The 13,300-nt window shown below is 70.3% G+C and carries 11 protein-coding genes; 6 read left to right on the top strand and 5 right to left on the bottom strand.

Annotation, left to right across the window (positions count from 1 at the left end; genetic code table 11):
- Position 1: 1 nt before the first annotated feature.
- Positions 2–802, bottom strand: coding sequence for a CpaE-like family protein (locus AC1DE0_RS13285; protein ID WP_478101217.1), 801 nt, complete (start codon positions 800–802; stop codon positions 2–4).
- Between the two features lie 762 nt (positions 803–1,564).
- Positions 1,565–2,437, bottom strand: coding sequence for a hypothetical protein (locus tag AC1DE0_RS13280; protein WP_478101215.1), 873 nt, complete (start codon positions 2,435–2,437; stop codon positions 1,565–1,567).
- 239 nt (positions 2,438–2,676) lie between these two features.
- Here AC1DE0_RS13280 and trpS point away from each other — a divergent pair, with 239 nt between their 5' ends.
- Positions 2,677–3,801 carry a tryptophan--tRNA ligase gene (gene trpS / locus AC1DE0_RS13275; protein WP_478101213.1) on the top strand — a complete coding sequence of 375 codons (1,125 nt, stop codon included), beginning with the start codon at positions 2,677–2,679 and terminating at the stop codon, positions 3,799–3,801.
- Between the two features lie 112 nt (positions 3,802–3,913).
- Here the strand turns inward: trpS and AC1DE0_RS13270 are convergent, their stop codons facing one another.
- Complete coding sequence (locus AC1DE0_RS13270; RefSeq protein ID WP_478101211.1) at positions 3,914–4,735, bottom strand: lysophospholipid acyltransferase family protein; 822 nt, start codon at positions 4,733–4,735, stop codon at positions 3,914–3,916.
- A gap of 302 nt (positions 4,736–5,037) precedes the next feature.
- Between AC1DE0_RS13270 and acs the strand changes: the two genes are divergently transcribed.
- The gene (gene acs / locus AC1DE0_RS13265; RefSeq protein WP_478101208.1) at positions 5,038–7,032 is read left to right on the top strand and encodes an acetate--CoA ligase; all 1,995 of its coding nucleotides are present in this window, start codon (positions 5,038–5,040) and stop codon (positions 7,030–7,032) included.
- Between the two features lie 281 nt (positions 7,033–7,313).
- Here the strand turns inward: acs and AC1DE0_RS13260 are convergent, their stop codons facing one another.
- Complete coding sequence (locus tag AC1DE0_RS13260; RefSeq protein ID WP_478101206.1) at positions 7,314–8,552, bottom strand: HNH endonuclease signature motif containing protein; 1,239 nt, start codon at positions 8,550–8,552, stop codon at positions 7,314–7,316.
- Positions 8,553–8,613: 61 nt separating this feature from the next.
- Here AC1DE0_RS13260 and AC1DE0_RS13255 point away from each other — a divergent pair, with 61 nt between their 5' ends.
- The 4 genes from AC1DE0_RS13255 to AC1DE0_RS13240 all read left to right on the top strand — a co-directional run bounded on the left by AC1DE0_RS13255 (position 8,614) and on the right by AC1DE0_RS13240 (position 12,269).
- Positions 8,614–8,946, top strand: coding sequence for a hypothetical protein (locus tag AC1DE0_RS13255; protein ID WP_478101204.1), 333 nt, complete (start codon positions 8,614–8,616; stop codon positions 8,944–8,946).
- A gap of 114 nt (positions 8,947–9,060) precedes the next feature.
- Positions 9,061–10,887, top strand: coding sequence for a DEAD/DEAH box helicase (locus AC1DE0_RS13250; RefSeq protein WP_478101202.1), 1,827 nt, complete (start codon positions 9,061–9,063; stop codon positions 10,885–10,887).
- Between the two features lie 104 nt (positions 10,888–10,991).
- The gene (locus AC1DE0_RS13245) at positions 10,992–11,540 is read left to right on the top strand and encodes an NADPH-dependent FMN reductase (protein WP_478101200.1); all 549 of its coding nucleotides are present in this window, start codon (positions 10,992–10,994) and stop codon (positions 11,538–11,540) included.
- A 312-nt stretch (positions 11,541–11,852) separates the two neighbouring features.
- Positions 11,853–12,269 (top strand): hypothetical protein, encoded by a 417-nt coding sequence (locus AC1DE0_RS13240; RefSeq protein WP_478101198.1) that lies wholly within the window; start codon positions 11,853–11,855, stop codon positions 12,267–12,269.
- Between the two features lie 30 nt (positions 12,270–12,299).
- Here the strand turns inward: AC1DE0_RS13240 and AC1DE0_RS13235 are convergent, their stop codons facing one another.
- A complete protein-coding gene (locus tag AC1DE0_RS13235; RefSeq protein ID WP_478101196.1) occupies positions 12,300–12,956 on the bottom strand; it encodes a hypothetical protein in 657 nt (218 codons plus the stop codon).
- Positions 12,957–13,300: the final 344 nt, after the last annotated feature.

The following is a 13,300-nucleotide window of genomic DNA, read 5'->3' as shown; positions in this document are numbered from 1 at the left end:
CTCATGCCGCAACCGCCTGCGTCACCAGCCGGAGCAGCAGCTCGTCGGCCGCCCGGACGACGGCACCGCGGCCGCGGGCGCCCGGTGGCAGGCCCTCGGACACCTCGGCCACGACCCTGCGGTCGTCACCGATCGTGGCGACCAGGGGCACGTCGAGCTGGTCCATCACGAGGCTCTCGAGCTCGTGCTCGACCCGGTTGCCGCGCAGCACCACCCAGGGCTCGATCGGCAGCAGCGGGGCCTCGTCCCAGGAGCGCACGACCGGCTCGCGCAGGCTGCCGAGCAGTCGTCGCACCTCAGGGACCACGGCCGCAGCCGAGGCGAGCTGGGGGACCTGGGAGCCGACCAGAACGACGAGGGCGTCGACGAGCACGGCCACCGACGTCAGCACCCGGTCGTCGCGCGGCAGGTCGAGGACGGTGATCTCGTGCGCGTCGGCGAAGCCTGCGACGACGTCGGGCACCGTGTCGACCCACGCATCGAATCCGTCTGCGTGCCAGGCGCTCCCGGCTGCTGCGACGGCGGCGCCGGGGCTCGTGAGCACGGGCACCCCGCACGCCATCGGTAGCTCGTCGGCCAACCCCTGACCGTCCACGACCCCGGCCACCTCGGTCAGCTCCGGCCAGCGCCAACCCGGCTCCTGCTCGAGCCCGAGGAGCACGTCCTTCGGACCGCCCCACGGGTCCAGGTCGACGAGCACGGACGAGCGAGTGGCGGCCGCGGCCCGCACGGCCACTGCCGCGGCGAGCGTCGACGAGCCCAGACCGCCGGAGGCGGGGACGAAGGCGATGACGGTTCCCATGTGCCAACCCTCACGCGGGCGCTCGAGCCGGCCCAGCGGCATACGCAGGCCGGTGGACAACGGGCCACGCGCCCAAGGGGGTGTGGACAGACGCGAGGAGGGGAAGGCGTCACCCTGCCGTCAACGGGCCGGAAAATGTGGTGGCCTCCGTCCGGGGGAAGACGGAGGCCACCCTCACGAGACTGGCACCGGGGGGGAGGAGCCAGATCGCGTGGCGCTCGACCCGTGAGGGGAGCGCCTCGTCAATCGTGGAGGTTCGACCCCCGGAATGCAAACCGAGATGTCGCGACACGCGGCCGTTTCTCGGGATTTGTCACGACACGACAAGACGCGTCCGAATTGTCCGGAAAGCGCTTCCATCCCAAGGGCTCAACCGTGAAATGGTCCCACACAGGCGGAGGCCCTTCGACCGCGGTTGACCGCGGTCGAGGGGCCTCCAGAGAAGTCCGGGCTACCAAGCGTGCAATCGTCGAAGTGTCGCTCCGGTTGTGCGCCCGGAGGTGGACTGTTCCAAGGGAACTGCTCTCGCGTGGGTACTCGGTGTCTTCTCGTGACATCTGTCTTGCGTGGATCCGGATCTACGCCTCTCGGCGATGTGGTTCCTGAAACCGTTGTACTCCACGGCCTCGGCGTGGCGACACCCCTCACCTCATGCAACGTCCGGATCGGGGACAGAAACTGTCCAGCATCGTGGACATCCCGCACGAAACGCCTGCACCCGCCCGCCGACGGGGCGGGGGCCGGCGCAAGATAGACAGTCGCTCAGGTCAGCCGACCCGCCCGCACCGCGTCGCTGATCCGCGCCCCCTCCGCAGCACCGCGGACGTACGCCTCCCCCGCCTGCGCGAGCCAGAGCCCGACTCCCGCCGCGTCACCCCGGGCGTACGCCGCCAGTGACCCCAGGTAGGCCGGGCCGCCCCCACCGACGTGGCCGGCCTCGGGGACCGCGACGCCGGTCGGGTCGAGCCCGAGGGCCTGGACGACCGCACGTTCCATGGCGCGTGCCACCAGCCCGTTGCCGTGGACGAAGGGACGCATCGAGGCGATCTCGGCGTGCACGAGCGCCGCGACGACCGCGGCCGGGACCCGGTTGCTTCCCGCCGCCGCGACCACGAGGTCCGAGAGTGACGCCAGCCGCGCAGCGACGACCGGCGGGGCCGGAGCCGGCCCGAGGTCGACGAGCTCGGTGCAGTCCTCGCCGCCGATTCGGGGTCGGCCGAGCCGGTCGTCGGTGACGACGGGTGAGGCGGCGGCGACGTGGAGACGGGCCAACGCTTGCAGCGGCGCGGTGCGCACGAGCGCGACGACGCGCTCGCTCTCGGCCGTCGCGGCGACGGCTCCCTTGACCGTGCGGAGGCCGGGGTCGAGGTCGGCGGGCCAGTCCCGCGCGCCGCTCATGAGCTCACGCACGACATCGACGGGCAGCTCGGCTCCGTCGAGTGCGGCGCTGGCCTGCGCCCCCCGCACGCGCGACTCGGCGGCCGCCTCGGGGATGCGTCGTCGGAGGGCCTCGTGGAACCGCAGCTTCGTGCACGCCTCCCGGGCGGCCTCTGCCCGGCCGCGCACGTCGGGCAGCTCGGTCAACGCGGCGAGCTGGTCGAGCAGGGCGGTCTGGGCGGGCGTCGCGTCTGGCACCGGTCCAGCCTAGGAGCGGCTCATCGCCCTTCGGACCGTTCGACAGCCTCTGCGGGCGTGAGTACCCTCACTGACATGCGTCCGATGACCCGTCAGTGGTGGCTGCCCAGCTGAGGCGGCCCTCCGACGCGACGCGTCAAACCACACAGAGCCGCCCGCGGGCGGCTCTTCGCATGTCTCGACGCTGTCGACATGCGGCAACGGTCCACCCGTGGGCACCCCCACGAAGGAGACCCACCATGACCACCATTTCAACGGCCCAGCGAGCCGACACCTCCCCCGTCAGCGGCGACGACGAGAGCGCGACGTATGCCGTGGCGCGCGACCGCAGTGCCGTGCTCGACGCGCTCATCGACGAGCACGCCGCCACCGACCCGACGCGCTTCCGCATGCTCACCGGCGACCGGCCCACCGGGGCGCTGCACATCGGGCACTATCTGGCGAGCCTCCGAAACCGGGTTCGACTGCAGGACAAAGGCGTCGACACCTTCGTGGTCATCGCCGACTACCAGGTGATCACCGATCGCGACTCGGTTGGAGAGATCGGCGCGAACGTGCAGGGGCTCGTCCTCGACTACCTCGCGGCAGGGCTCGACCCGGCGCGGACGACGATCTTCACCCACAGCGCCGTGCCGGCCCTCAACCAGCTGATGCTGCCGTTCCTGTCCCTTGTCACCGACGCCGAGCTGCGCCGCAACCCGACGGTCAAGGACGAGCTCGCCCTCTCCGACGGGAGGCCGCTCTCGGGCCTGCTGCTCACCTACCCGGTGCACCAGGCGGCCGACATCCTGTTCTGCCACAGCCGCATCGTTCCCGTCGGCCGCGACCAGCTGCCACACCTCGAGCAGACACGAGCCATCGCACGTCGCTTCAACACCAGGTATGCCGCCGGGCACAGTGTGTTCCCAGAGCCCGAGGCCCTGCTCAGTGACGTGCCGCTGCTGCTCGGCACCGACGGCACCAAGATGAGCAAGAGCAAGGGCAACGTCATCAACCTGCGTGACACCGCCGACCAGACGGCTGCCCGCATCCGGTCGGCACGCACCGACTCCGAACGGCGGATCACCTTCGACACCCAGGCCCGTCCGGCTGTCGCCAACCTGCTGACCATCGCAGGCCTGTTCCTCGACGAGTCCCCGGAGTCGGTGGCCGAACGCGTCGGTGACGGCGGCGCCAAGGTGCTGAAGCAGGTCGTCACCGAGGCGGTCAACGAGTCACTGGCGGGTCACCGAGCGAGGCGTGCCGACCTGGCCCGCGACCCGGCATACGTCACCTCGGTGTTGCACGAAGGGAACGCGCGCGCCAACGAGGTCGCCGAGCGCACCCTCGCCACGGTCCGGGCGGTGATGGGCATGAGCTACTGATCGCGCCAACTCAGCCCCGGCGAGGCTCGCGGGCTGCCGGGACTCCGATCGGCGCGCCGACTCAGCCCGGGCGAGGCTCGCAAGATCCTGGGGTTCCGATCCGCGCGCCGACTCAGCGCCGGCGGAGTTGGCGCGCCGCGGCGCGGGCTCGCCTACGCGAGCGCTGGGCTCGCCGTTCGGCGGCGAGGTCGGCGCGTCGCACACCCTCCTCGTCGATCCGCAGACCCTCCTCGACGCTCGGCGCCGTGCCGCCTCGCGACCGCGGCAGCCACCAACGGTCGCCGTCATCGCGATGGCGGTCCGGGTAGGCGTCCATCGCCTGGCCGAGCAACCCGGCCACGCGGGCCCGCAGCTGCTCCGAGACGGCATACGGGTCGGCATCGAGTGGCGGGAGGAGCGGCTCGCCGACGACGATGGTCACCGGAGTGCCGCGGCGCAGACCCAACCGGCCTCCCCGACCGCTGCGCCCGATGCGATGGTTGCCCCAGACGGCGACCGGGACGAGCGGCACCTGGCACCACGTCGCGACCGCGGCCGCACCCGGACGGAACGGGCGCAGCTCCCACGAGTGCGAGATGGTCCGCTCGGGAAAGATGCCGACGACCTCGCCGGCACGCACCGCCGCGACCGCGTGACGGAGCGCGATCTCGCCGTGCCCTCGGTCGACCTCGATGTGTCGCATCGCCCGCATCGCGTCACCGACGACGGGTGGCAGGAAGACTCCGTGCTTGGCGAGGAAGCGGACGTAGCGACCACGTTCGCGGCCGATGAGCCCGACGAACAGGAAGTCGGCAGAGCTCACGTGGTTGCTCGCGAGCACCGCACCGCCCGTGCGCGGCAGGTGCTCGGCACCGCGGAGGTCGATGCGAAGCCCAAGCGCTGCGAAGCCCGCGCGTGCAGCAGCGATGACGAGTCGGTAGGTCCGTTCGGCCACACTTCATCTTCGACGCCACGAGTCCCAGCGGATGGCCCGACACCCCACATGCCACCCGAAGGCCGCGCCGATCGAGAGAACACTCCGTAGCGTGACGGAGTGTTCTCTCGATCGGGTTGAGCGTGACGGGTGAACGTTGCACGTGACCGTTCGGCCGCAGACGCTGACCGTTCGGCGGGCTACTGGTCGGTAGGGATGAGACCTGCCTCACTGCGCTCTTGAAGGGCGAACTAGCCTGCGTTTGAGTTGTCGCAGGTACCCCCGGCCATCAGCGCTGGGTCGGTGCGACCGCTTCATCGTCGATGCGAAAGGGTGACACCGTGAGCGAAGAGACGCTCGACAACCTCGTCCACGAGGGGCTGACCTTCCCGCCCCAGCCCGACTTCGCCGCGCAGGCGAACGGCACGGCAGACCTGTACGACAAGGCGGCCGCCGACCACGAAGGCTTCTGGGCCGAGCAGGCGCGGACCTATCTGACGTGGAGCAAGCCCTTCACGCAGTCGCTCGACTGGAGCAACCCGCCCTTCGCGAAGTGGTTCGCCGACGGCGAGCTCAACGCGTGCGTCAACGCCGTCGACCGGCACGTCGAGGCCGGCCGCGGCGACAAGGTCGCGATCCACTTCGTCGGCGAGCCCGAGGGCGACACCCGCGACATCACCTACGCCGACCTCCACGCCGAGGTGCAGCGCGCGGCCAATGCGCTAGCCGACCTCGGCGTCGGCAAGGGCGACACGGTGGCGATCTACCTGCCGATGATCCCCGAGGCCGCCGTCGCGATGCTCGCCTGCGCCCGCCTCGGCGCGCCGCACTCGGTCGTCTTCGGCGGCTTCTCCGCCGAGGCCCTGCACTCGCGCATCAACGACGCCCAGGCCAAGGTCGTCATCACCTCCGACGGCGGCTACCGCCGCGGCGCGCCGTCAGCGCTCAAGCCCGCCGTGGACGCGGCCCTCGACCACGGCGACACGTCGGTCGAGCACGTGCTCGTCGTCAAGCGCACCGGCCAGGACACCGTCTGGAATGACCGCGACGTCTGGTGGCACGAGGCTCTGGAGAAGGCCGCCCCGACGCACGAGGCGCAGCCGTTCGAGGCCGAGCACCCGCTCTTCATCCTCTACACGTCGGGCACGACCGGTAAGCCCAAGGGCATCTTCCACACGACCGGTGGCTACCTCGCGCAGGCGGCCTACACCAACGCCGTTGTCCACGACGTCCACCGCGACACCGACGTCTACTGGTGCACCGCCGACATCGGCTGGGTCACCGGTCACTCGTACATCGTCTACGGGCCGCTCACGAACGGCGCCACCCAGGTGATGTACGAGGGCACGCCCGACACCCCGCACCAGGGCCGCTGGTGGGAGATCGTGCAGGACTACAAGGTGACGATCCTCTACACAGCCCCGACCGCGGTGCGCACCTTCATGAAGTGGGGCGCCGACATCCCGGCGAAGTTCGACATGAGCTCGCTGCGCCTGCTCGGCTCGGTGGGCGAGCCGATCAACCCCGAGGCCTGGCTCTGGTACCACAAGCACATCGGCGGCGGTCGCGCCCCGATCGTCGACACGTGGTGGCAGACCGAGACGGGCGCGATCATGATCAGCCCGCTGCCCGGCGTCACGACGCTCGAGCCCGGCTCGGCCCAGAAGCCGATCCCCGGCATCAGCGCCGAGATCCTCGACGACGAGGGCAAGCCGTTCACGACCCCCGAGCAGGTCGGCTACCTCGTGCTGACAAAGCCGTGGCCGTCGATGCTGCGTGGCATCTGGGGTGACCCGGAGCGCTACAGGGAGACCTACTGGTCGCGGTTCGGCGAGAAGTACTACTTCGCCGGCGACGGCGCGAAGTACGACTCCGACGGCAACATCTGGCTGCTCGGCCGCGTCGACGACGTCATGAACGTCTCGGGCCACCGCCTGTCGACGGCCGAGATCGAGTCGGCGCTCGTGTCGCACCCGAAGGTCGCCGAGGCGGCCGTCGTCGGCGCCAACGACGAGACGACCGGCCAGGCCGTGTGCGCCTTCGTCATCCTGCGCCAGGAGGCGGTCGAGGAGGCCGACGAGCCGGGTGAGGGCAAGGACCTCGTGCAGGAGCTGCGCAACCACGTCGCCAAGGAGATCGGCCCGATCGCGAAGCCGCGCTCGATCATGATCGTCAGCGAGCTGCCCAAGACCCGCTCCGGCAAGATCATGCGCCGCCTGCTGCGCGACGTGGCCGAGGGCCGCGAGGTCGGCGACGTGACGACGCTGGCCGACAGCTCGGTCATGGACCTCATCAAGACGGGCATGTCGAAGGACTGACCAAGCGGATCCCCACCGACCCACCCGAGCAGGTATGCCGCCCACCTCGCACCCGCTGCGAGGTGGGCGGTCTACGTGGCGGGCTGACCCGCTCACCTCGCCCCACTGGTGACGGGCTGTTCTTTCGATCAAGGGGTGGGGCCTGCACCTCTGAACGGCCCACTGGTGACGGATTGTTCTTTCGATCGGGGGGCCCTGTCTGCGCGCCTCTGCACGACTCGGCGCCGGAGGCGGACATGCCTCGCGCCCCGCGCTCCTCGGCGGGGTCTGGGGCGGGGAAGCTAGAGGTGCCAGGTGACGCCGGTCGCGGTGACGGCGGCCGTCAGCCCCCTCTGGTGCACCACGGTGTGGTGACGTCCGCAGAGGAGGGCGCCGTTTGACAGATCGGTGCAGCCCCCGTGCAGCCAGTGAATGACGTGGTGCGCCTCGCACCACATCGGCGGGACCGTGCAGCCCGGGAACGAGCAGCCGCCGTCACGCGCGGCCAGGGCACGGCGCTGGGCAGGGCTGAACAGTCGGCGGGTGTAGCCGAGGTCGAGCACCTCGGACCGCGCCCCGAGCACCATCGGGACGATGCCGGCCTCACAGGCGAGACGTCGGACCGCGGACGGCGACAGGGCGGCATCGCTGTCGAGCATGCCGGCACCACGGACCTGCTCGAGCAAGGCGTCGAGGGACATCGTCACGACGAGGGTGGTGCGTGGCGAGCGGGTCACGCCCTCGGGAGCAGCCACGCCTCGGCCGACGATCTCGAGGAGCGCGTCAGCACGCCGCGTGGCCGGGGAGCGCGGGTCGACCTCACCGACGCCACCGTCGAGGCAGAGGTCGGGACGCGGCTGCGACAGGGCGTCGACAGCGGACTCGACGATCGCGGCCCCTTCGGGGTCGAGGCGCAGCTCGAAGACGGAGAAGCCGGCACACGACCGGACCCTTCGGAAGGAGCGCCCGAGCCGCAACCCGGCCTCCTCCGACTCGGCCTCGGTCGGCGGCTTCAGCGTGGCGCGGGCATGGGCGATCAGCCGCGCGAGCTCGCGACGGCTCAGCACGTCGCACGCTTCGACCATGGAGTCGACGATCCCCGCCAGGTGGTCGGGGTCGGCGATGCGCGCCACGTCGTCGTGGAAGCGGACGATCGCCGCGGCGTGCGCCACCGGCACCTCGGAGGCCGCGACCCGCTCGGCGAGCCGGGCCCACCGCGGCTCGTTCATCGCCGCCCCGACCCGGGTGACCGCCGCAGCCTCGGGGCCGTCGAGATCGCCGGCGACCTGCGCGCGGAGCCAGTCGGCGCGCGAGAGCCCGTCGTCGGCCCCGAGGCCGCGCGAGTCGGCCTCGCGCGCCAGCACGGCGGTCAGCGACTGGCTCAGCCGGCGCACCTGCTGGGCGTGGCCGATGACCTCGCCGACCTCGCACTCGGGGAGCGACCACGTCGGGAAGTCGCGGGTCAGGTCGAGCAGAGTGTCGGCCATCGAGCGCAGCACATCGACCAGGCTCTCGGTCTCGACGGCTGCTGCTGTGCTCATGGAAATCACTGTAGAGTCGACCACTGACAACGCATTACTTCGTCACACATGAAGGAGTCAGATGCCCGACACCGGCAAGGCCGCCGACCGCACCAAGGTCCTCTCCGTCCGCCTCACCAGCGATGAGTTCGACGCCCTCGCTGCTCGGGCCACCGAGGTCGGCGTGGGCCCCTCGACCCTGGCCCGCACCCTTGTCCGGAGCGCCCTGGCGCTTGGGGCGTCTGAGCCGACGGGCAGCTCGCCAGCGTCGGGCCCGTCACGCCGGTCGAGCCGATCCAGGCAACCCGAATCGACAGCGGTCGAAGGCGATCAGCTGTCAGCCCTCGAGGCGCAGCTCGTCGCCGGCCTGGCCGCCCGCATCGAGGCGCTCGAGAGGTGGGTGGCCGAGCACTGAGCAGTCGATGGCAGCCGGGTGGCGGCATACGCAAGTGGCTTGACGGCATACGCAAGCAGGCGTGGGCGACCCAGCCCATGTCGCCCACCCGCCCCGACCCACTACCGTCGGGGGGTGAGCGATCAAGGCAGTCAGCCCGAGCAGCCTGACCAGACCGAACAGCCTGACCAGACCGACCAGCCCGAGCAGGTGACGTTCGCCGACCTCGGCCTCGACGAGCGCGTGCTCAAGGGACTGCGCGACGTCGGCTACGAGCACCCGTCGCCGATCCAGGCCGCGACGATCCCGGCACTGCTGGAAGGGCGCCACGTCGTCGGCCTCGCACAGACCGGCACCGGCAAGACGGCCGCCTTCGCGCTGCCGATCCTCAGCCAGCTCGACCTCAGGCAGAAGGCACCGCAGGCCCTCGTGCTCGCCCCGACGCGCGAGCTCGCCCTGCAGGTCTGCGAGGCGTTCGAGCGGTATGCTGCCCGCCTGCCCGGCGTGCACGTGCTGCCCGTCTACGGCGGCCAGGCCTACGGCGTGCAGCTGAGCGCGCTGCGCCGCGGTGTGCACATCGTCGTCGGCACGCCCGGCCGCATCATGGACCACCTCGAGAAGGGCACGCTCGACCTGAGCCAGCTGCGCTTCCTCGTGCTCGACGAGGCCGACGAGATGCTGAAGATGGGCTTCGCCGAGGACGTCGAGACGATCCTCGCCGACACTCCCGACGACAAGCACGTCGCGCTGTTCTCGGCGACCATGCCGGCGCAGATCCGTCGCATCTCGAAGAAGTACCTCAACGATCCGGTGGAGATCACGGTCGAGACGAAGACGACCACCTCCCCCAACATCACGCAGCGCTACCTCACGGTGAGCTACCCGCAGAAGGTCGACGCCCTCACGCGCATCCTCGAGGTCGAGAACTTCGAGGGCATGATCGTCTTCGTCCGCACCAAGAACGAGACCGAGACGCTCGCCGAAAAGCTTCGCGCGCGAGGCTTTTCAGCGATGGCGATCAACGGCGACGTCGCCCAGGCGCAGCGCGAGCGCACCGTCGACCAGCTGAAGTCCGGCAAGCTCGACATCCTCGTGGCCACCGACGTCGCCGCCCGCGGACTCGACGTCGAGCGCATCAGCCACGTCGTCAACTACGACATCCCGACCGACACCGAGTCCTACGTCCACAGGATCGGGCGCACCGGCCGGGCCGGGCGCAGCGGCGACGCGATCTCGTTCGTCACCCCGCGCGAGCGGCACCTGCTCAAGGCCATCGAGAAGGCCACCCGCCAGTCACTGGTGCCGATGACGATGCCCACCGTCGACGACATCAACGCCACGCGCCTGACCCGGTTCGACGACGCGATCACAGAGGCGCTCTCGGGAGACCGCGTCGACTTCTTCCGCGACGTCATCGCGCACTACGTCAACGAGCACAACGTGCCCGAGGCCGACGTCGCCGCGGCCCTGGCCGTCGTGCTCCAGGGCGACGAGCCGATGCTGCTCGAGCCCGAGCCGGAGCGCCCGGCCCGGCGCAGCTTCGACCGGGACGACCGGCAGGACCGGCGCGACGGGCAGCGGGGCGACCGGCGCCGAGACGACCGCTCCCCCGGAGGGAGGGGCGACCGCGACGGCCGTGGCGGACGCGACTCACGCGGCCGCGGCGGGTCCAGCGGCCCACTCGCGACCTACCGCATCGCCGTCGGGCGTCGACAGCACGTCGAGCCCCGCCAGATCGTCGGGGCCATCGCGAACGAGGGCGGCCTCGGGCGATCGGACTTCGGTCACATCGACATCCGCGCCGACCACTCGCTCGTCGAGCTGCCTGCCGACCTGCCCGCGGGCGCCTGGGAGCGGCTGCGGGGCACTCGCATCTCGGGGCAGCTCATCGAGCTCGCCCTCGACGAGGGTCGTCGTGCCCCGCGGGGCGGTGCGGGTCACCGCAAGGGGCCTCGCGACTGACGCCCACGTGGCGGACGGCATACGCAATCTTCGTGTGACAGAGGCCACAACGCGAGCACGCCCCGTCAGGAAATGCCCAGCCGCCCGTGATAGTTAGTTGAAGCGTGAACCAGTTGCGCATCATCGTCTCCAGCACCCGTCCCGGCCGCATCGGCCCGAAGGTCGCCGAGTGGGTGGCCGCCCAGGCCCCCTCCGACGCGTGGGAGGTCGAGCTGCTCGACCTGTCGACCCTGCCCTTCTTCGACGAGGAGGACATGCCGAAGAACGGCAACTACGCGAAGCCGCACACGAAGGACTGGGCCTCCAAGGTCTTCGTGTCCGACGCGATCGTCGTCGTCACGCCGCAGTACAACCGCAGCTTCCCGGCGCCCGTCAAGAATGCCATCGACTACCTCTTCGCCGAGTGGGACAGCAAGCCGATCGCCCTCGTCGGCTACGGCTGGACCGGCGCGTCCGACGCGACCGCCGACCTGACCAGGGTGCTCCAGCACGTCAAGGCCGACGTCGTCGGATCGACGGGCCTCGTTTTCACGCAGGACATCTCGCCCGAGGGTGAGCTCGACGTCACGGCCGAGCGCCGCACCGAGCTGGCCTGGCTGCTCGAGGCCCTCGGCGCCAAGGTCACCGACCTCGACTCCGTCAGCGCCGGCTGACCTCTCTCTTCCTCCCGGCCTTCTTTCGGTCGGGCCCTGCGGGCGCGTCGAGAACGACGCGCCCGCGAGTGCGTTCTGCGGATCCTGCCCTCGCCGGCCTGCTCTGATGCCACCATCAGCAGACACGTTGGTGAGCGACAGGGGCGCACGATGGGTCTTGCTGGTGTGAAGTGGCGCGCGCTCGTGCGCAGTCCGAGGGCGTATGCCGTGTGCGTGGCGGTCATGATGCTTGCCGGGTGCGGCAGTGCGGTTGCGCCGCAATCGGATTCGCGTGTCACGACGGGCGCTGGTGTGGTTCTCATGGATCCGCCTGTGAACAGTAGTCCAACCGTGCCGGCCAACATCCCCGCCGCCATCCCCGCCGACATCCCGGCCGACTTCTGGGTCGAGCGTCGGACGTGGGGCGGCATGTGTGCGGCCGGTCCATGCGGCACCCTGCTCGTGATCCCAGCCTCCGGCGCGTGGGTTCTGCACTCGGACGGGAAGATCACCCAGGGCGCGCTCTCGAGGCAACAGGTCGAGGTGCTCGTCCGATCCGCTCGGGTCACGCAGCTGCACCTCGCGGCTGGGACTTCCGACTGCGCAGCGAACCACGACGGAACGTCGGTCGGATACGCCTGGACTGTTGGCGGCGTCACCCGCTCGATGACGTCGTGCGAGCACCCGATCAATCCGAGCGACCCGCTCGTGGTCGAGCTCCAGCGGATCGCCGACGCCATCACTCCCTGAGGGCGGTGCTGGCGAGCCCGATGGTCCGCCCTACTGCGGACCCCTCCCAGCAGGGGCGCACCTGACCATGATCTTCAGGTCATTCGACCCACCGGCTGGGCAGAAGTTCGCGCGTACGGCCTCGTCGGCGTCGCTCGGGCCCAGGGGGACATAGGGGTTGAGGCGGCGGGCCACATCCTCCGGGAAGCGTGACAGCAGAAGCACATCCGCGTTGCGCACGTCGTCGGCGATCCGTTTGCCAACGGTGTCCGAGATGCCGATCGGCAGCTCCAGGTAGTACGCGTTGGTCCGCAACTCGGGAAAGAGGAAGTAGAGGTGGAGGGGGGTTATCGATGGAAGCCTCATGTCCTGCGTTCCGATGAAGAGTTTTCCCCCGGCAGGCACGGTCGCGAGCACCGAACGGCGGAACGCATCCAGGTCGTGAGCCGTATCGGACTCGACATCGATCGATCGACCTGCAACCTCGTACGTGACGGTCTTGGGCAGCGGGACCAAGAGCCGCGCTGGCACGACGAGGGCTGCGATGCCAACGACCAGCCCCAGACGACGCATCTGAATGGTGGCCCCTGTGGGGTCCGAAGCCGGGTTCGAGAGGGCAAGGAACGTCAAGGGCGCAGCGATCGCCCGCACGTACGCAAAGTGGTCGAGATCCGTTCGTTGGACGAGCTGAGGCAGCATGAAGATCACCAGTGCGGCCGACGAGAAGCTTCGCGCTGTGCTCGCGCCATACGGCGTAGACGAGCACCCCCGCCATGGCGAGCGCGGCAACGAGTACGACGACTACGGCGCCGTCGAGCTCGTGCTTCGCATTGACCAGGCCACGCTGGAGTACGACGTTGTCGAAGGCACGGCTACCCCAGGTGGAATAGAACGCAAGGGAGGGAGCCAGACCCGTTATCGCCCCGACGGTGGCGCCACGCCAGGCGCCCCACGTTCGAAGGAAGGGCAGACCGGCCGCGAGAGCGGGCACTGCCATCTCGGGGCGGAAGAACGCACTCAGCGCCAGGAGGGCGAACGCAGGAACGAGGCGA

Source organism: Terrabacter sp. 05T424 (genome assembly GCF_056396225.1).
This window is presented reverse-complemented; position numbering and strand designations above follow the sequence as displayed.

Coding starts and splice junctions, on each gene's coding strand:
- trpS (WP_478101213.1), top strand. CDS start 2,677: ATGACCACCATTTCAACGGCCCAGCGAGCCGACACCTCCCCCGTCAGC.
- acs (WP_478101208.1), top strand. CDS start 5,038: ATGCGAAAGGGTGACACCGTGAGCGAAGAGACGCTCGACAACCTCGTC.
- AC1DE0_RS13255 (WP_478101204.1), top strand. CDS start 8,614: ATGCCCGACACCGGCAAGGCCGCCGACCGCACCAAGGTCCTCTCCGTC.
- AC1DE0_RS13285 (WP_478101217.1), bottom strand. CDS start 802: ATGGGAACCGTCATCGCCTTCGTCCCCGCCTCCGGCGGTCTGGGCTCG.
- AC1DE0_RS13260 (WP_478101206.1), bottom strand. CDS start 8,552: ATGAGCACAGCAGCAGCCGTCGAGACCGAGAGCCTGGTCGATGTGCTG.